Below are 19,657 nucleotides of genomic sequence, written 5' to 3'. Positions count from 1 at the left end.
AAAGAATAGGTAACTACTGACTGATCGACAACTGACTTCCCCTACGTGAAGGACTCACATCAATTCGCAAACTCATCTGCTCTTTTAGCTCTGAGACATGCGAAATGATACCAATCGTTCGGCCTGTCTGTTGCAGCTCCATCAAGGTTTGGATCGCTAAATCCAGCGATTCAGGATCAAGACTGCCAAAACCTTCGTCGATGAACAGCGTATCTAAACGAATCCCACCACTGTATGACTGAACGACATCCGATAAGCCTAACGCAAGTGCCAGTGCAGCCATAAATGACTCACCGCCAGAAAGCGTTGCCACATCGCGGGTTTTGCCGCTATACGCGTCCTCAACGAGCAAGTCTAGGCCCGAACCCACGTTTCCTTTTGCTCGCTGCTCTTTGCGCAGCAATTCATAGCGGCCTTTGCTCATCAGTCGCAAACGCTGCGTGGCTTGAATCAACACATCATCAAGCAGCACCCCAAGCACAAATCGATGTAAGCTGACTTTCGAGCCCGTCTTACCATTGGCAACATCACTCAATGTACCAAACACTTGGTATGCTTTATCGAGCTTTTCATTTTCTAGATACAAGTCAGCCAAGCGGGCTTTTACCTTGGTGAGGTTGTTCATCACACTCTGAATTTGCGTGTGCTGTGACAGTGCTTGCTGATAAGCATTGCTCGCTTGCTCCATACTAGACGACAAAGCCTGTAGGTCAGGCGGCTCAACCGCTTTAAGCTCTGAGTCAATTTGCTGTAACGCCCCAAGATTTTGCGCATAGGCTTTATCAAACTGCTCAATAGTCTGCTCGATCCCGTCTAGTTGTTCACGGCTCAAGCTCGCCTTAAGAAATGCATCAACATCACTAAAATCGCTGCTCGCCAGTTGCTCTTGCCAAAGTTGAGCTTGCTTGCTCGCTTCACTTTCTGCTTCTTGCTGCGCCTGTGCATCTGCTTGTACCGTGGTGGTAGCAACTGCCAGTGCTTGCTGGGCTTTGGTGTAGTGTTGCTGAGCAGTGTTAAAGGCCTGTTTGTTAGATTCAATCGCTTGCTTGGTCGCATCGAGCATTTTCGTGGTGTTCGCTATATCGTGAGCATCACCTAGACTTGCCTTGAGCGTAGCCAACTGACCATCAAGGTTGTTTTTTTCTTGCAGTGATTGCTGCTTTACAAGTTCATGTTGCTGGTAATTTTTCTCTAGCTCCGCCACTTGTGCTTCACACTGCTGAAGCTGTTGATGGGCTTTTTCAATGCTAAGAGATCGTAGCGCTTTGAGCTCGTGACTGACTTGGCTTTGCTCTTGTAGCAACTGTTGTGGGTCTTGACTCAACTCTTCATTTAGCAAGCGACTCCAACCCTCTAACGCTTTGTCGACTTTACCCTGCTCAACCGTAAAGCCTTGGACTATCCTTTGCTGCTGCTCAACTTGGTTGAAGGCTTGTTGCTGGGCCGAGCGCGCATGATCGACGTCCTCTTTGGTAACTAATTGACCTTGGTGCATTGCTGGGGAAGGGTGTGATTCGCTGCCACATACTGGGCACGCCTCACCGTCATTGAGTAACTGAGCTAACTGCGCAGCTTGTGTGCTGTGCCATTGATACTCTTGTTGGTCAGCAAAGGTCTTAGCTTGGTTGAACGCCTGCTGATAGTGGCTAAGCTGTTGAGTCGCGGAAGCTAAGAGTTGCTGGCTTTGCGCACAGGCTTGACGTGTGGTGTCTATCTCTTTGAGCACACTTAGCTGTTTAGCGAGGGCTTTTTCAAGCTGCTCTTTCACAGGTAACTCTAGGCTGGCTTGCTTCGCCTGCTCTTGCTGTTGTTGCGCCTGTATTAAAGCACTCTGAGCCGCTTGTTGTTGCAAAACAGTCGCTTTCATCGCCTGCCCAATACTCGATAATGACTGTTCTGCAGCCACGAGTTTTGCCTGTTGCGCTTGGTATTGTTTGAGCTGTTCTATTTGAGCATGCAGCTGATAGCTGCGTTTTTCGAGCTCTGGGAGTTGTTCAGACTGCTGCTTTGCTTGCTCAAAACCGAGTTGAGCACGCGATTGCTCATCCGTTGCGACCTTGAGAGCTTGCTGCGCTTGAGCACTCTTTTGTACGGCGCGCTCAAAAGCTTTCTGACTGGTATTTTGCGCTTGATACGCCGCCGATAAAGCGGTCGCTAAACGCGCTCGCTTAATCTGACTACGCTGCTCATCGACAGCCAGAGCCTGTTGCTCAAGCTGTTGCTGTTGATGCTTTAGGTTTTGTTGAGCCTTAAACTTCTCGACAATTTTATTTGCTTGTTGCCACTGTTGTGTCGCTATGTCTTGTGCTTGTTTAGCACTTTCGAGCATTTTTGCGGCACCAGCAACTTGTGGCGTGTGCTCCTCAATCGCGGCCTGCAATTGATCCTCTGTTTCGACTTCTGCAAGCTCTAATACGCCTTTGATCTGATTATCAAATTGATCTTTCTGCTTACGGATATCCGCCGCTTGTTCAAACAGAACACGCTCTATATCACGATAGATATGGGTGGAAAATAGTTGCCCAAAGATCTGCTCGCGCTCTTTTGAGTTCGCGGTTAACAGCTCTCTAAAACGCCCCTGCGGGATCACCATCACTTGACGGAACTGCTTCACATCCAGCCCCATCAACTCAATTACCTCTTTGGCAACCGGGCTTGGGCGATGAGCAAGCAGAATCTCGTTGTCACCATCCAGTTTATAAAGTGATGCACTGTGGCTTTTCTTAGTCGTACCCTCGCCGCGCTGTTTCGGCACCTGTTGTTCTGGGCTGCGCTCAATACGGTAATTCTGTCCTGCAAGCGAGAAAGTAAAATCAACAAACGTGAGTTGTTTGGCATCGGCTTGATCGCAGCGCATTTGATCGCCCGTTCGCTCACTGCCTGTCGTCTCACCATAAAGGGCAAAGCAAATCGCATCGAGAAGGGTACTTTTACCCGCCCCCGTAGGGCCATTAATTAGGAATAAGGGAGCATGACCAAGCTTATCAAAATCAACTTCTTGCTTATCAGCAAAAGGGCCAAAGGCCTGAAACGTGAGTTTTATCGGCTTCATTACATCTGCCCTTTCGATTTGTTCAGTTGCTCAATCACGGCTTGAATGGCCTCGTTTTGTTCTGACGTTAGCTCTGTTTTTTGCACTTCACTAAAAAAGTCTTTGAACATATCTAGTTCGCCTCGCGCAAGCTTTGCTCGGCCAACCTCTTGCTCAATTCCCATCAGCATGCCTGGTTTTTCAAGGTGTAAAACATTGGGGTAGACCGCACGAAGCTTGTCCATCGGGTCTAAAATGGCGTGTTGATCGGTCAGGCGAACCAGTAAGTAGTCATCAGCATGCGGGTCGTCTTTACCTATCTGCAGAAGCGTATCAAGCTCGCCCTCAATAATGCGCATTTGATGGGGAGCAGTGAAATCGATATGAGTCGCACTTTTAAAGCCCTGCTCATCCATTTCTACCAACGTCATTCCCTTTTTTTGGTGTTGCTCAGAGAAACTGTATTTCATCAATGAGCCACTATAGCGTATATGTTCAGCGCCTTTTTTCTGTGGCTGGTGTAGATGCCCAAGAGCCACGTAATCAAAAGGGTCAAAATGGTCACTACTGACGCGATCTGAGCCACCAATAGAAAGCGGTCTTTCTGAATCCGATTCCATTGCGCCATCAACAAAGCAGTGGCTTAGCAGCACATTTTTTTGCTGGCTATCGGTTTTTGATAGAATCTGCTGACACAACCACTGATGAGCCTCATCATGCGATGAAATGGGTTGCTGAGAGTAATGCCTCACCTGCTCTGGGTCGTTATAAGGCATACCATAAAATGCTACCTCTCCAGCCGATTCACTATGCAGCACCACCGGCGTCATCATAGCGTCGAAGTCACTGATGATATGCAGTCCTGATGATTTCATCTGCTGCGCAGCAAACCCCAAGCGCTGAGCGCCATCATGATTACCTGGAATCACAATAACCGGTATTTGCATCTCTTGGCATAAGGTATCTAACGTCTGTGTCATCAACTCTATCGCTGCGGTTGGAGGCACGGAACGATCGTAGATATCCCCGGCGATCACAACTGCATCAACCGGATTGGCTTTTAGATAGTGGATAAAATCGGCAAGCACCGCTTTTTGATCGTCAAGCAGTGACATATTGTGAAATTGACGCCCAAGGTGCCAATCGGAGGTATGGATAAATTTCATAATGGTATTCGCAAACAGGCCAACTGACTCCATCATACTGAAACTCATAGCGTTAACCACTAGAACCGATAGCGATTGATGAAAAGTGCGGCAAGTGAGAACGTTTTGGATAAAGAAAAAGCCGCAGCAATCACTTACTACGGCTTTCTTAGGCGTGTATTTTTATAAGGTAAAAGGCATCAAATAGACCAACGCCGCCCAAGCGCCAACCCATACCATTACCATCGCAGCATCAAACCAGTCCTTGCGCCACATAGCTTATCCCCTTTCTAGACGGATAATTTATTCACAGAACCGTTTATAAATATAAATGGCTTCAACTGTGACAATGCAAAGGGTATGCCAATTTGTCTGACTATTCTAATTAACACCTATTGATGTATCGAATAGGTTGTTTCGAGTTCAGCCGAGTGACAGTCGGTGAGGTATTGAGCAAAGCAATCTGCCATCGACAATGTGGTCACAATAGAACCGGGCTCCTGCTGCAAAATAGCATCATAGCCCTCTTTTCCCTTCATCGTATAAGCCGACGATGTACCGCAGTAAATCTTATTTTTTTCAACTGGTTGCCATTGTCCCTGGTCATCGCAGATTTCCAGACTTGTCACACGCTGCCCGATGATCGCTTGAGCATCATAATCAAAACGCAGGCGACTCATATATGGATAAGAACCCGACCCCGTGCCCTCTACGCCGTTGTTCGTGGCATTGTTAATCGCCCCTTCTATACAATCAGCTAGCGCTTGGCCATGAATTCGATACACACCAATCGGAACGGCAAAGGGCAAAAGCTTTCCGGAAATATCGGCAACGGAAACACTTCCTGCATGCAAAGAGCTGCGTACGCCTCCGGCATTATGCATCGCAAATTGAATGTCATGCCCTAAATTGCGCATCGCATAAAGGAATGACTCTGCCACCATAGGGGCAAGTTCACTACCACCTTTTTCATCTGGCAGTCGAACGTGGCGTAGCGGTTGACTTAACACCGCTACTACCTGCTCTGAGAGCGCTTTTACTCTCGGCATGTATTTATCCCGCAGCAAAGACTGCACTTCTGGGTCTTTCTTACAGATCACCACATTGGTTTGAGCTTTGATCCAGTCACACGCAAGTTGATACTGGGCATCGTTACGTGGCTGACTCAAACTTGCATCGAGAAAGACACGGCGACCAAACAGCAACTCATTTTGGCCTTCAAACCACGTCACTTGGCCATGCTCATCAAAATCAATATGGCAATGCCCCATCGACAACGCATGGTAGCCCGCTTGTACCACGTAAGTGCCGTTTATATGCTGACCATAGGCCTCATCGTCAGCAAAACCTAACGCTGAGAAATCCCCCTGCAATCGATGGCTATGACCACCAACAATCAAGCCGATGCCTTCCACCTCGTGAGCCAAAGCCTTATCTTGCTCATAGCCCAAATGACTGAGCAAAATAATCTTATTAATGCCAGTTTGGTGAATCGCATTCACAGTATGGCGAGCGACATCCAGCGCTTGGATAAAGGGAGTATCAGAGTCAGGGTTGGCAATATCGGTCATTTTATCTATCGATAAGCCAAACACCGCCACAGATTCGCCATCTACCTCTTTGGTTATCCACTTTGCAGCGCGGGTTACTGGGTCATAGCTATAGACGCCATTATGCTGTCCAATACGCTTCTCTTTGCTCATCAGCTCTTGAGACAGATCCCAGTTACCACAGAGAAAAGGGAAGTCGATACGCTGCACAAAATCGGCAACGGGTTCGTTGCCCATATCTAACTCATGGTTACCAAGGGTCATCGCATCAATATTTAGCGCGTTAAGCATGTCTGCATTGGCTCGCCCTTTGAACAGCGAGAAATACAGGGTGCCTTGAAAACAATCACCGGCATGCAGGAATAGAAACTGTCGCTGTTCGCTCTTTGCTTGAGCTCGCAGCTGCTTTGAGCGCGTTGCTATTCGGGCAAAGCCACCCGCACTCACATATGGCTCTATTGACGGTTCGACATGATTAAGGTGCAGCTGCAGTGACGTAGGTTCAAAATAGGAGTGGGTATCATTAATGTGGGCAACCGTCATTCTGACGGGCTTATGGCGTTTTTCGCTCATAGACTCTTCTCTTCTTTATATTCACCGCTATCCTATCGCGAAGCAGATGACAAATTCATTAACTCTTTTTCCTAAAATAGCGGTTCAATGATAAGTCGCTGTTTTTGTGAGAGAAGCATCAGCGAAAAATTTTGTTCTACTATACTCTAAATGCATATGCTGTTTATCACTAAGGAGGCGATATGCAGCTAGACCGGATAGAAGTTTCAGGCTTTCGCGGCATTCGACGCCTTTCGCTGCAGTTCGATGAGCTCACCACTCTCATTGGTGAAAATACCTGGGGTAAGTCCTCTCTTCTTGATGCTCTGTCAATCGCACTACCCGCCTCTGGCGAGTTATATCAATTTGCTATGACGGATTTTCACGTCGACTATGCGATTGCCCACCCGCAAACCCAACATCTACAAATCGTTCTCGCTTTTGTTGCTAATGACGATGTAGAAATACGCGCTGGCCGCTATCGTAAGATCAAACCGGTGTGGGTAAAAGACGACAATGAAAAGAACCGCATTTACTATCGGATAAGTGCCAGTCGAGATGGCAAAGACATTACCACTCGCTATGCGTTTCTTAATGCGCAAGGAGAGCCACTGCACCTTCATCACAGTGAGAAGCTCGCGCAGGAGTTAATGTCCCTGCATCCGGTGATCCGTCTGCGTGATGCTCGTCGTTACGCAAAAGGCAACAACGGACACGACACGAATACCCGAGCAGAAAAACGTATTCACAACACCTGCCGCCGCTTATTGGCGGTGCCTGGTCACGTCAATAAAGGCGAAATAAAAAGCAGCCTCAATACGATGAACGATTTGGTTGAGCACTACTTTTCATTCAAGCACAACACCAATAAGAACCCGCGTAAGCAACGAGACGGCCTATTTCATAGCAGCCCGAGTGATAAAACACTGTCACAAACCATTCATGAGTCCAACAGCAAGCAAACTCGGCTTCTGATGCTGGGGTTACTCAATGCTTATCTGCAGGCGAAAGGGCCAACCAATCTAAGACGCTGCGCAAGGCCGCTTCTATTGATAGAAGATCCTGAAGGCCGATTGCACCCAACCCATATGGCGAGAGCTTGGGGGCTATTGCAGCTGCTCCCGATGCAAAAGATTCTCACAACCAACAGTTCAGAGTTGCTCGGCCAGGTGCCGATACACTCAATAAGGCGCTTGGTTCGTCAATCCGATCGCACGGTGGCGCGTTATGTCAAAGGTACTCAACTGTCTCACGATGAGCTGCGTCGTATCGGCTTTCATATTCGTTTTCACCGCTCCGGGGCGATGTTCGCGCGTTGCTGGCTGTTGGTTGAAGGTGAAACAGAGGTCTGGCTGTTCAATGAAATTGCCAATATTTGTGGCTACAACCTCGCCGCAGAAGGTGTGCAGATTATTGAGTTCGCGCAATCCGGCCTGAGATCACTGATAAAGGTCGCTAAAGCCTTTGATATTGATTGGCACGTAGTCACTGATGGCGATCAAGCGGGCAAAAAGTACGCCGCTACCGTGAAAGCGATGCTGGACGAAGAACAAGAGCGTCATCGCCTCACGGAGTTGCCCGATAGAGATATTGAACACTTCCTCTACCAAAATGGTTTTGAGCAATTCTTCCGACAAATGGTAAAAATTCCACCAGACCATCCGATCCCAGCAAAAAAAGTGGTTCACAGGGTATTAAAGAAAAAGGCCAAGCCCGACCTTGCGCTTGCTATCGTAGGTCATTGCGAGGAAGAAGGTGCCGAATGTATACCGGTTTTATTGCGCTGGACACTAAAACGTGTTGTCACCATGGCCAATGGTAATACGTAACCGCCCCCCTGTTCTGCCGCTGACAGCCTACTATTGTTACTGTCGCGGCTTTCTCGTCTAGCCATCTTAATCAAGGCTATCAATTATCTTGAACGCGACTATCGTTTTTTCAAATTGAGGGTTTGAAGGCGATTTGTCGTCGCCGTAAAGACGAAAACTTGGAGTGCGCTTCAACCATCGATTTTCTTGTCTATCAGTTTTTCTGATAGGGATATTCGCATTAATCAGCAGTCATCGGGCAAAGAAGAGAGGGATTTGGGGTACGTTTATTTGTATTACTTTATACCCAGAATGAGTAAGGCAACAGCTCATTAAATAAAATAACAATTTAAAATCAACAATTTAAACTAAAGTCATCATCTGAAGGTTAGTCCACTTTGTCTCAATTTTGATTATTTCTCTCCACTCACATCGAAAAACCCGCAACTAACCTAAAAAGCAATCATACTTTCCGTATAAGAAAATGTGATTTACCTTTTCAATATTATCAATTTTACTTATCATGTCGTCGCTTGATAGATTTAAGCAGGACACTTGGGCAGGAAGCCTAAGTTAAAACATCGAAGGGGAACAAAGATGTGCAAACATTGGGGGACGCATGAGTAACGTAGATTCCAGTAATAACCACCTATTTTCACCTATGGAGATGATGGCAGAGGCAGAGAAATTTGCTCTCAACAAGGCGAAAAAGACCAGCAGTATGACGCTGGGGCTTGCCGTCATGGCAGGCGCATTTATCGGCTTAGCTTTTGTTTTCTATATCACTGTTACGACGGGTGGTAATGCTGTTGGATGGGGACTCAGCCGCTTAACCGGCGGAATTGCGTTCAGCTTAGGGCTTATCTTAATCGTGTTGTGCGGCGGTGAGCTGTTTACCAGCTCAGTGCTTTCAAGTATTTCTTGGGCAAACGGCCAAATTTCACTGAAAAAGATGCTGTCTCTTTGGGCCAAGGTGTACATCGGAAACTTCATCGGTGCGATGTTCATGCTACTCATGATCACCGCTGCTGGCCTATTCATGCTGAATCATGGTCAGTGGGGGTTGAATGCGTTGAACATTGCTCAACATAAGATCCACCATACACCAATACAAGCCTTTGCTTTGGGCGTGCTGTGTAATCTATTGGTTTGCTTAGCCATTTGGATGACTTTCAGCGCTGCCAATGCCCTAACAAAAGCTTTATTGATGATTTTGCCAGTTTCAATGTTCGTTTCGAGCGGATTTGAACACTCGGTTGCAAACATGTTTATGGTGCCACTCGGCATCGTTATCTCTCATTTTGCACCAGAGCAATTCTGGCAAACGGTAGCAGCAGAGCCTCAACAATACAGTGACCTTACTGTATCAACGTTTTTGATGGCGAATCTGATACCTGTCACGTTGGGCAATATTTTTGGTGGAGCGGTATTGGTAGGACTCACTAACTGGTGTATCTACCGTCGCCCTCAACTAAAAGCCGCAAATGTGAGTTCGATAACTCAAAGCCTTGAAATTGTGTCTGTCAAAGAGACAGATCAGCTTTCAAGTAAAACAGTGAAGCATATTACCAATACTCAACCACTGTCGCTCAGTGCCGATACGCTTGTGCCAAAAGCGATCGATTTGATGTTGGAAGAGAACGTCTCGGGTGCACCAGTTTGTGATGTTAATGGTCGCCTCGTTGGGTTCCTCTCAACGCATGATGTGATGGTGGCACTTTGGTCCAAAAATTACCTGCCAAGTAAGGGGACAAAAGTCGTCGACTTGATGAGTCGTGATGTAGTAGCCGTAGATGCTGATGATCGCTTGGTGGATATCATAGAGTATATGTGTATCGATAAAGAACAGCTTTATCCTGTCACTGCGATGGGTATTGCGACTGCAAGCGCCCCTCAACAGCCAATTGAAGAGCGCGTTAAAGCGATGAAAGTAAGCAAGCCAAGTTTACTTCCTGTGCTAGAAAACGGTCGATTTATCGGAACCATTACTCGCGATAGCGTGATGCTTGAGTTGCGAAAAATCTATGAAGACGATGGCGCTAAAGCGGTGTCTCGATTAGAAATTGCATGAGAATAACGAGGACGGGTTAAGCCTTAAATAATAACTGGCCTCGTGTGCGTGACATGATGTTTAGCTGATTGGAAATAGCGGCCTGAACGGAGTGAAACGTACAACTATTTTGGGAAATTAAGAATAAGAGGTGGCCATGGCCACCTCTTTTTTTTTGTTCTAAGAATGCAGTTTATTGAGTGGTGTCATTTACTCTATTTTTTAATGCCTTCTACATGCAGCTCCATATCAACATAGCTCGATGTGCCCATGACTGGAATATTAAAGTCTGCGAGCTCTAGGCGTGTCGTACCCAAAAATCCAGCACGTTCACCGCCCCATGGGTCTGTACCTGCACCGATAAACTCAGCGCTAATCACGATTGGTTTGGTGACACCATGTAGCGTTAAGTCACCGCTAATATCAAGCTGACCATCCCCTTTATCCATCACACCTGTGCTGGCAAAGGTCGCTGTCGAGAATTTAGAGGCATCGATAAAATCACCACTGCGGATATGCTTGTCACGTTCTGCATGGTTTGAATCAAGGCTGCGAGTGTCTACTGTCACATTAACTTTAGAAGCCGCGACATCATTTGGATCGTATGAAAAGTCACCGTCAAATTTGTTAAAACGACCCTTGATAAAGCTGTAGCCTAAGTGGCTGACCTTGAAGTTGATCGATGCATGCGCACCTTTAGTATCAATCATGTAGTCTGCAGCTGACACACTCATTGGCAAAGACAACGCCGCTACCAAACCTGTTACTAGTCCTAATTTCTTCATTTTGATGCTCCTATCATTTTACGTAACGTGTCGTCTTTATCGACTACGTGATGTTTTATTGCAGCAAGTGCGTGCCCTGCTGCTAAAAGAATTAAAGACCAAGCTGCATAAAAATGGATTTCTCCAGCGAGATCAGCTTGCCCTTCAAATAACTGTCCAAGGCCTGGCACGGTAAACCAATCAAACACCTCAATGCCGCGACCGTCTTCTGTTGAGATCAAATAGCCAGAGATACCAATCACCAAGATAAGTGCGTACAAGGCTAAATGACCAAGATGTGCAGCCATGCGAATCAATGGTGTGCCATCGATTTGCGGTGTTTTGACCACTTTGTTCCATAGCAAACGAAACAGTGTGGTGGCTACGATGAGAATACCAACAGATTTGTGCCAGTGAGGCGCTGTGCGATACCACTCACTGTAGTAACTCAAATCGACCATCCACAAACCGACAGCAAACATGCCGATAATCACAAGGGCGCTCACCCAGTGTAGAACCCTTGAAACAACATTGTACTGATTCACTTGTGCCATTTTTCATCCATAAACTGTTATCTCCTCAACCAACAAAAAGGTGCAAATAAAAGCGTTGAGGACTCGTGACCTTTAACGTGAGCTTAGTATTTTTTATTTGAAGCCCTGACAAAAGTAGGCGTATTTGATGAATTCATTCAAAATTTTTGAACAAGCAAGCAAAAGTGTTTTGCTGTCATCTATTTAGTAAAGTGATTATGCTATTGTTTGATATTCCACTAGCGTGATTCTGAGCCAAAATTTGGTGAGGAAAGAAAAGGACATTTAGGAGCGCTTCTCTTTGTTATCGGATATTTTGATTCAAAGTATCAGCCAGTTTCAGCAGGACTGCTCAAAACTGTGTGAACGACACTACCCTGCCATTCATAATCGCGGCATGACCGAGCATCATATGGCTTTGGCGTACACTCGTCGCTTGAACAGCACTCTCAGTGAATATGGACATAGCAGTTCGACTCAACCTTTGGATATGCGACCAAAACGCGACTTGCCCCACCACTATCGGGTGACGTGTGAGTTAGGCAGTGTTTGGGTGATCACGCAGCATATGATGAATGCGAGTAAAACCTATCGAAATAAACTGATAAGGGACATTGCCCAGTGGAAGAGTGAGTTTGGCTTTGCCATTCAGCCAAATGATTTACTGCTGGTTTTGAGTGATCACTGGCTAACGAGAAGTCACAGCAGCCGAGAGCTTATTCACTGGTGGACGGGTGTATTACCTGATGAAATGAATGCATACCAAGCTCAGGGAGTCAGCCTGTACGAAAGTGATTCGCAATTAAGCCAAACACTCGAAGAGCATTTTAATTTAAGCCCTTATTTCTTAAAGATTGCTCATCCATTAAAACGCATGAACAACGAAGAGCTGGTTCGTAAATACGTCCAACTCTACGCCGTCATTGAGTGGAATCGTTAACTCTTTATATCGCCAAAGCGCTCAAGATAGAGAATGGTGGCAGCCGTACGCGATGCCACTTGCAGCTTCTTAAGCAAACTCTTCATGTGTACTTTCACGGTCGACTCAGAGATAAACAGTCGATCGGCAATTTGCTTGTTGCGGAAACCTTGAGCAACCTCTTTGAGGATCTGCATTTCGCGATCGGTCAGGTCATCAAAATTATCTTTCGTTTGTCCACGGTTGGCCAAGTAATCGGCCACAATATCGCTGTACGCTGCTTGGCCATTTAGAGATTCACGAACGAGTCGAACCATCTCATCGGGCTCTGTGTCTTTAAGTAGATAACCATCCGCTCCCGCTTTTACCAGCATATCAATATCTGACGGGCTGTCCGATACTGTCAAGATCACGACTTTCGCATCAATACCATCCGTGCGCAGTGCCTTTAGTGTATCGAGTCCAGACATGCCTTTCATATTCAGATCAAGCAAGATCAAATCTGGGTTCGATTGGTTCGCTTGCGCGACAGCATCCGTGCCATTACTCGCTTCTGCAACAACTTCAAAGTCATCTTCAAAGCTTAGTAATTGATTGATACCTCGACGCATCAAAGGATGGTCATCGACCAACATCACTCTATTTACTGTCAAATTGCTCTTCCTATTCGTTAGGTCAGTGGGTCTTGAGACCTCTTATGGTTGTTGTTCCATACTAGCCATGCCTAGCTGGTGCCTAGAGAAAACACGAGTCGGACTTCTGTTCCGCTGTCATGTTGCGAGTTTACCGTAAGCTGACCGTTAAGTCGCTCTGCACGCTCACGCATAATACTCATGCCATAGTGATTTATTTTCGCTTCTCCATCACCAAAGCCAATTCCGTTGTCGGCCACACTCACGACGATTTCACCCTGCTCTTCCGAGCACGAGACTTGTATTCGCCCCGCATCCGCATGCTTCATCGCGTTGATCGTCGCTTCACGAATCAACTGCAATAAATGCACCTGTTGGTGAGCATCAAGTTCTACCGATGACAAACCGTTCTCGAGGACAATCATGGCGGAGGTTTGGTCATCAAGCTGACTGAGCATTTCTTTCAATGCCACACCAAAATTGCCCTCCTTAATTGTAAGTCTAAATGTCGTTAATAGCTCGCGAAGTTGTGTATAAGCATCTGAAAGGCCAGTATCTAACTCTATAACCGTGTTTGCAGCACCGCTAGACATTTCCAGTTTAGTCATCTGCTTTTTAAGCAAAGCGACTTGAATCTTTAAATAGGACAGTGATTGCGCCAGAGAGTCGTGCAACTCGCGGGCAATTGTCGCTCGCTCTTCGGCTAACAACAGTTGCTCTGCCTGTCTTTGAGCTTGATTGTAAAAGATCGCTCTGGCGAGTATCTGCGCAAAGTTATCTAACAATGTGCGCTCTGGCGCGTCTTGGATGCAGTAGAAATGGAGCGAACCAAGGTGCTCACCATCTAAATACAGCTCTCGATGAATCACTTCCGCTTGTTCCGCTTCCCCTTCATACAAGGAAACAGAACTATCGTCATCATCTATATCGAGCTGGACTTTACCAATGGAGTCAATACTCACAATATGGCGTAATATCGCTTGGAAGTTATCGATGTTAATCCGTGCATCTGCTAACTCTTGAGATGACCGATATAGCACGTGCAGTGAGGTATTCGCTTTCTGAAGCTCTTGTGTCTTTTCATCGACGGCTTGCTCTAAACCCCGATAGAGCTTGCCAAGGTCTTTAGCCATGTTAGAAAACGTTCGAGTCAACACTCCCATCTCTGTTTTGCTCTCATGAGACAGTTCAACGTCAAAAGAACGATTCTGAATCCGCTCACTGGCTATAGCCAACTCATTTAGTGGATAAACAATCTCTCTACGCACATACAACACAACGTAGATACTCGCCAAAACAATACCACCGAGTCCAAGACCACCAACGACCGTCAACTTGGTAATTTTCTGCTCAGAAAATATCTGCAGTTTTAGAACAAAATCATCGATTTGTTTCACAAAACTCGCCACCAATGGCAAGTAGCGCTGTGGTTGCTCCCCTTCAAGAACAGTTTTCAGCTCTTGCCAGCGTTTTATTAATAACTGGTAATCATTGGCAATGTGATCAGGTACGCGCCAATCATCGAGTGATTGCATAGATTCGGAAAAAATCGATTGCTCGAACTGCTGAATATGAAATTCAAAATCGGAAGACTGAATCTGGATATCGTGCGCAAGTCTGTAACTCTGCATTCGCATCGAACCCGACACATTGACGGCTTCTGCGTCATTCAAGCTCGACGTGAGGGTGTAGATCGCAAAGCTAGTCGTCGCGACTGAGAGCAGGACAATAAGCGACATGGCGTACACGATATTCTTCGTGACCGATTTTTTTCTTTTTGATAGCGGCAAAATAATACCCTTTAAAATGCTATGACAGGCAAGCAGTTAACCCAACCTACCAATATGTGATCGCTACGCTCTCTAATTATTGATCTAAAACAACGCTGGATACCAATTAACCCTTATGGGGTATTTATAGAAATATGATCAAACCTACAATTTATATGTTTAATTATGTCAGGTTGTTAATGGCTTTCTTTACTATACTTTTAACATCTGCGCAACAATGAGAGGAGTACTAAAGAAGTGGTCGATCTCAACAAGCGACGTTTTTTGACGAGAAAAAGCAATATAAAGCTCAACCATCAATTGCCTTGGCTTACTTCTCCACAAACTCTAACCCGAGATTGTACCCAATGTGGTCAATGCCTTATAGCATGTGAAACCAAAATCATTATCAAAGGTGACGCTGGCTTTCCAACCGTCGACTTTAACCTTGATGAGTGTACGTTTTGTTACCGCTGTGCAGAGGCTTGTCCCGAAGGCTTGTTTAACGCTCAAGAAGAATCGCCTTGGGACATCAAGGCAACCATTGGGGAAAACTGTTTAGCTAAACAGAATATCGAGTGCCGAAGCTGTGGAGATTTCTGCGAGCCGATGGCAATAGGCTTCAAGCTTGAGTTGGGTAAAGTGGCTCAACCAGAGGTGAGCCTCGATGAATGTAACGGATGCGGAGCCTGTGTGTCGGCCTGTCCGAGTAAAGCAATCAATGTGAGCAACCAATTACAAAAGGGAATATAACCCATGGCACTAAATGAGGTGCACATTTCGAGCATAGTCGTTCATTGTGATCCACTCCACCTAGCGATCATCAAGAAACAGATTACGGAATACGAAGGCGCTGAAATCTATGGTGATAGCCCAGAGGGCAAAATAGTTGTGGTTTTAGAAACAGAAAACCAAGGCTTCATCACCGATACGATCGACGCCATTAACAATTTACCGAACGTTCTGAGTACGGTTCTGGTGTATCACCAGATCGAATCAAACTCTGAAGAGACGGAACTTCAATATAAAGACGCTGGAATACAACATTCCCAAATCGAGGGTGAAGCATGAAAATGACAAGACGTGCGTTTGTGAAAGCAAACGCAGCCGCATCAGCTGCTGCTGTTGCTGGTATTACACTACCGGCAAAAGCAACCAACCTGATCGCGAGCTCAGACCAAACTAAGATCACATGGGACAAAGCACCATGTCGTTTCTGTGGTACAGGTTGTTCAGTCCTTGTTGGTACACAAAATGGCAAGGTAGTGGCAACACAAGGTGACCCTGAATCGCCAGTAAACAAAGGCCTAAACTGTATCAAGGGCTACTTCCTGTCAAAAATCATGTACGGTTCAGACCGTTTAACTCAACCTCTTCTGCGCATGACCGATGGCAAATACGACAAGAATGGTGACTTTACCCCCGTCTCTTGGGATATGGCTTTCGACACCATGGCAGAGAAGTGGAAAACCGCACTTAAAGCTAAAGGCCCAACAAGTGTTGGTATGTTCGGCTCTGGTCAATGGACAGTAATGGAAGGCTACGCTGCTGCGAAGATGATGAAAGCGGGCTTCCGTTCGAATAACATTGACCCGAATGCCCGTCACTGTATGGCATCAGCGGTTGTTGGGTTCATGCGCTCATTTGGTATCGATGAACCAATGGGTTGTTACGATGACTTTGAACACGCAGACGCATTTGTTCTGTGGGGTTCCAACATGGCAGAGATGCACCCTGTTCTTTGGACACGCATTACCGACCGCCGCTTAGGTCACCCACATGTTCGTGTGAATGTGCTTTCAACTTATACGCACCGCTCTTTCGAGCTTGCTGACCATGGCTACATCTTCAAGCCTCAGTCTGACCTTGCAATTGCTAACTACATTGCCAATTACATCATCGAAAATGATGCTGTTAACTGGGACTTCGTCAACAAGCACACTAACTTCAGTCAAGCTGATACTGATATCGGCTACGGTCTGCGTGACGATGATCCACTACAGCAAGCGGCTGCTAACCCGAACTCTGGCAATATGAGTAAGATCTCATTTGAAGAGTACAAGAAGTCAGTCGCTCCATACACGCTTGATCGCGCACACGAAATCTCAGGTGTAGAAAAAGAGAAACTGGTTGAGCTCGCTAAGCAGTATGCGGATCCAAATACGAAAGTGATGTCTTTGTGGACAATGGGTGTGAACCAACATACGCGTGGCGTATGGATGAACAGCCTGATTTACAACATTCACTTGCTAACCGGTAAAATCTCTACTCCAGGCAACAGCCCATTCTCTCTAACTGGCCAACCATCAGCGTGTGGTACAGCTCGAGAAGTCGGGACATTTGCTCACCGACTGCCTGCTGACATGGTGGTTGCAAACCCTAAACACCGTGCAATTGCTGAAAAAATCTGGCAACTGCCTGATGGCACTATTCCACCAAAACCAGGCTACCATGCGGTTCAACAAGACCGTATGTTGAAAGACGGCAAACTCAACGCTTACTGGGTTCAATGTAACAACAACATGCAGGCTGGTCCGAACATCAACAATGAACGTCTGCCTGGCTACCGCAACCCAGAAAACTTCATTGTTGTTTCAGATGCCTACCCAACAGCAACCGCGCAAGCCGCCGATTTGATCCTTCCTACAGCGATGTGGATCGAAAAAGAAGGGGCTTACGGTAACGCTGAACGTCGTACTCAAGCTTGGTATCAACAAGTTGAGACTGTTGGTGAGTCTAAATCTGATTTGTGGCAGCTAATGGAATTCTCAAAACGCTTCAAGATGGAAGAGGTTTGGGACGAAGAGTTGCTAGCTAAAGCACCACAATATCGTGGTAAAACTATGTACGACATGCTGTTCCGCAACGGCCAAATCGATAAGTTCCCTATCGAAGAAGCTCGTGAACTGAACGACGACGCACATCACTTCGGATATTACATCCAAAAAGGTATTTTTGAGGAGTATGCAGAGTTTGGTCGCGACCACGGTCACGACTTAGCACCATACGATGTTTACCACCAAGTTCGCGGTCTGCGCTGGCCTGTCGTTGATGGTAAGGAAACGCTATGGCGCTTCAAAGAGGGTTCTGACCCTTATGCAAAAGAAGGTTCTGGTTGGGACTTCTATGGTAAGCCAGACGGCAAAGCACTGATAATTTCAGCACCATACGAAGCGCCACCGGAAGAACCAGATAGCGAATACGATATGTGGCTGTGTACAGGCCGTGTTCTTGAACACTGGCACACAGGTACCATGACTCGTCGTGTACCTGAGCTGTATAAAGCAGTGCCAGATGCAATATGTTATATGCACCCAGACGATGCAAAAGCACATAACGTACGTCGCGGCGAAGAAGTATTAATCTCTAACAAGCGTGGTGAAGTGCGCGTTCGTGTTGAAACACGCGGTCGTAATCGACCACCTCAAGGCTTGGTGTTCGTACCGTTCTTTGATGCTCGTATTTTGATTAACAAGCTGATTCTTGATGCCACTGACCCACTGTCTAAACAGACTGACTTTAAGAAGTGTCCAGTGAAGATCACCAAGGTTGCTTAACACGCAAAGAACGAACGGAAGGTCACAGCACACGCTGTGACCTGATTAAAGATTTAGCCCACAAGGGCGGAGATTGAATGATGAAAAAACTACTAATCGCACTGTTGTCTGTATGTGCTGTGGCGGCTGGGGTTGCTCATGCCGAACTGGATAACCCAGGCGGTATTGGCGGCCTTGAGTCTCTGCGAGGTGCTGCGGAATTGGAAGATACTCGTCCATCAGATAGTTTTAAAGACTATCCAAAAGAGCATGCTCTTGAGAGTGACTATGTGTTCCAACCTCCATTGGTACCTCATAGTATTCGCAGCTACGAAGTATCACTCAATGCAAACAAATGTTTAGCGTGCCATAGCTGGAAGAACGCGCAAGAAATGGGGGCAACCAAGATCAGTGTGACACACTATGTGAACCGTCAAGATGCTGTTCTTTCGGATGTATCACCTCGTCGTTACTTCTGTTTGCAATGTCATGTTCCTCAAGTCGAAGCGAAACCGCTAGTTGAGAACAATTTCGAGCGAGTGGAATCACTACGTTAGTCGTTAATCGCGACAACGAGAGAGGCAAATTATGAAAATACTTAAAGCGTTTTGGAAGAGGCTAACAACCCCTAGTAAGGCAGCGGCTGGCGTTGTCTTGTTTCTAGGTTTTGCTGGTGGTCTTCTATTCTGGGGCGCATTCAACACCGGTATGGAAGCAACCAATACGGAAGAGTTCTGTTCTGGATGTCACGCACCGATTGTGGCTGAAATCCAAGAAACTATTCACTACTCAAACCGTTCTGGTGTCCGTGCTATCTGTTCTGATTGTCACGTTCCGCATGAATGGACAGATAAGATTGTACGTAAAGTACAAGCATCAAAAGAGCTGTTTGCACACTTCATCGGCACTATCGATACCCCAGAGAAGTTCCAAGCTCGTCGTGGCCACCTTGCAGAGCGTGAATGGTCTCGTTTGCAGAAGAACGACTCTTTGGAATGTCGAAACTGTCATGAATTCGACTACATGGATTTCTCAGAGCAAGGCAGTCGTGGTGCCGCACAGCACTCTACAGCACTCGCGTCTGGTGAGAAAACCTGTGTAGACTGTCACAAAGGTATCGCGCACAAACTTCCTGATATGGAAGGCGTTGAAGGCTGGCAATAAGGAGTTAGACATTGAGTACATTAGAATCGGTTATCTGGCACGTACTTGGCTATAGCGCTATGCCAGTCATTATCCTTGGTGGTTTTGCTGGGGTTGCTGCAGTGTCACTTTGGCTATTGTCGCTCGGCAAAGATAAAGAGGTCTGATACCGTCCTCCTGAGGCAAGACATTCCTCCCCCCCTCAAAAAATAAAAGAAAAGTGGC

At 46.4% G+C, this 19,657-nt stretch carries 16 protein-coding genes; 9 read left to right on the top strand and 7 right to left on the bottom strand.

Annotated elements, in window-relative coordinates:
- Nucleotides 1-13 precede the first annotated feature (13 nt).
- From QWZ05_RS07475 to QWZ05_RS07465, 3 genes are all read right to left on the bottom strand, one after another.
- Nucleotides 14-3,052 (bottom strand): AAA family ATPase, encoded by a 3,039-nt coding sequence (locus QWZ05_RS07475; RefSeq protein WP_290297624.1) that lies wholly within the window; start codon nt 3,050-3,052, stop codon nt 14-16.
- On the bottom strand, nt 3,052-4,197 hold the full coding sequence (locus tag QWZ05_RS07470) for an exonuclease SbcCD subunit D (protein WP_264876954.1): 1,146 nt from the start codon (nt 4,195-4,197) through the stop codon (nt 3,052-3,054). The genes QWZ05_RS07475 and QWZ05_RS07470 overlap by 1 nt, the downstream gene beginning before the upstream one ends.
- Nucleotides 4,198-4,568: 371 nt before the next feature.
- Nucleotides 4,569-6,299: a bifunctional metallophosphatase/5'-nucleotidase gene (locus QWZ05_RS07465; RefSeq protein WP_290297621.1), complete on the bottom strand. Its 1,731-nt coding sequence runs from the start codon at nt 6,297-6,299 to the stop codon at nt 4,569-4,571.
- A gap of 182 nt (nt 6,300-6,481) precedes the next feature.
- Here QWZ05_RS07465 and QWZ05_RS07460 point away from each other — a divergent pair, with 182 nt between their 5' ends.
- Nucleotides 6,482-8,107 carry an ATP-dependent endonuclease gene (locus tag QWZ05_RS07460; protein ID WP_290297619.1) on the top strand — a complete coding sequence of 542 codons (1,626 nt, stop codon included), beginning with the start codon at nt 6,482-6,484 and terminating at the stop codon, nt 8,105-8,107.
- A 598-nt stretch (nt 8,108-8,705) separates the two neighbouring features.
- Nucleotides 8,706-10,157, top strand: a complete 1,452-nt coding sequence (focA, locus tag QWZ05_RS07455) for a formate transporter FocA (protein WP_264876857.1) — start codon at nt 8,706-8,708, stop codon at nt 10,155-10,157.
- A 194-nt stretch (nt 10,158-10,351) separates the two neighbouring features.
- Here focA and QWZ05_RS07450 read toward each other — a convergent pair whose 3' ends face one another.
- Together QWZ05_RS07450 and QWZ05_RS07445 are read right to left on the bottom strand one after the other, a co-directional pair.
- On the bottom strand, nt 10,352-10,921 hold the full coding sequence (locus QWZ05_RS07450) for a YceI family protein (protein ID WP_264876858.1): 570 nt from the start codon (nt 10,919-10,921) through the stop codon (nt 10,352-10,354).
- Nucleotides 10,918-11,454, bottom strand: a complete 537-nt coding sequence (locus tag QWZ05_RS07445; protein WP_264876859.1) for a cytochrome b — start codon at nt 11,452-11,454, stop codon at nt 10,918-10,920. Before QWZ05_RS07445 ends, QWZ05_RS07450 begins: the two co-directional genes overlap by 4 nt.
- Nucleotides 11,455-11,734: 280 nt before the next feature.
- Here QWZ05_RS07445 and QWZ05_RS07440 point away from each other — a divergent pair, with 280 nt between their 5' ends.
- Complete coding sequence (locus QWZ05_RS07440) at nt 11,735-12,373, top strand: hypothetical protein (protein WP_264876860.1); 639 nt, start codon at nt 11,735-11,737, stop codon at nt 12,371-12,373.
- On the opposite strand, the gene QWZ05_RS07435 is transcribed toward QWZ05_RS07440, so the two are convergent.
- Together QWZ05_RS07435 and narQ are read right to left on the bottom strand one after the other, a co-directional pair.
- Complete coding sequence (locus tag QWZ05_RS07435; RefSeq protein ID WP_264876861.1) at nt 12,370-13,005, bottom strand: response regulator; 636 nt, start codon at nt 13,003-13,005, stop codon at nt 12,370-12,372. The two genes, QWZ05_RS07440 and QWZ05_RS07435, sit on opposite strands and share 4 nt — an antisense overlap.
- 71 nt (nt 13,006-13,076) lie before the next feature.
- Nucleotides 13,077-14,774 carry a nitrate/nitrite two-component system sensor histidine kinase NarQ gene (narQ, locus tag QWZ05_RS07430; protein ID WP_264876862.1) on the bottom strand — a complete coding sequence of 566 codons (1,698 nt, stop codon included), beginning with the start codon at nt 14,772-14,774 and terminating at the stop codon, nt 13,077-13,079.
- A gap of 237 nt (nt 14,775-15,011) precedes the next feature.
- On the opposite strand from narQ, the gene napF reads away from it, so the two are divergent.
- The 6 genes from napF (at nt 15,012) to QWZ05_RS07400 (ending at nt 19,599) form a co-directional block, all read left to right on the top strand.
- Nucleotides 15,012-15,506, top strand: coding sequence for a ferredoxin-type protein NapF (napF, locus tag QWZ05_RS07425; RefSeq protein WP_264876863.1), 495 nt, complete (start codon nt 15,012-15,014; stop codon nt 15,504-15,506).
- Nucleotides 15,507-15,509: 3 nt separating this feature from the next.
- A complete protein-coding gene (locus tag QWZ05_RS07420) occupies nt 15,510-15,824 on the top strand; it encodes a chaperone NapD (RefSeq protein WP_264876864.1) in 315 nt (104 codons plus the stop codon).
- The gene (gene napA, locus QWZ05_RS07415) at nt 15,821-18,310 is read left to right on the top strand and encodes a periplasmic nitrate reductase subunit alpha (RefSeq protein WP_290297612.1); all 2,490 of its coding nucleotides are present in this window, start codon (nt 15,821-15,823) and stop codon (nt 18,308-18,310) included. The genes QWZ05_RS07420 and napA overlap by 4 nt, the downstream gene beginning before the upstream one ends.
- Before the next feature lie 80 nt (nt 18,311-18,390).
- Nucleotides 18,391-18,846 carry a nitrate reductase cytochrome c-type subunit gene (locus QWZ05_RS07410; RefSeq protein WP_264876955.1) on the top strand — a complete coding sequence of 152 codons (456 nt, stop codon included), beginning with the start codon at nt 18,391-18,393 and terminating at the stop codon, nt 18,844-18,846.
- A 31-nt stretch (nt 18,847-18,877) separates the two neighbouring features.
- A complete protein-coding gene (locus tag QWZ05_RS07405; protein WP_164650697.1) occupies nt 18,878-19,453 on the top strand; it encodes a NapC/NirT family cytochrome c in 576 nt (191 codons plus the stop codon).
- Nucleotides 19,454-19,464: 11 nt separating this feature from the next.
- Nucleotides 19,465-19,599: a TIGR02808 family protein gene (locus QWZ05_RS07400; RefSeq protein ID WP_264876866.1), complete on the top strand. Its 135-nt coding sequence runs from the start codon at nt 19,465-19,467 to the stop codon at nt 19,597-19,599.
- Nucleotides 19,600-19,657 lie beyond the last annotated feature (58 nt).

The sequence above is a fragment of the Vibrio agarivorans genome (genome assembly GCF_030409635.1).
GTDB classification, from domain to species: Bacteria; Pseudomonadota; Gammaproteobacteria; order Enterobacterales; family Vibrionaceae; genus Vibrio; species Vibrio agarivorans.
The sequence above is the reverse complement of the archived record's forward strand: the minus strand, read 5'-3'. Positions and strand labels throughout refer to the sequence as shown.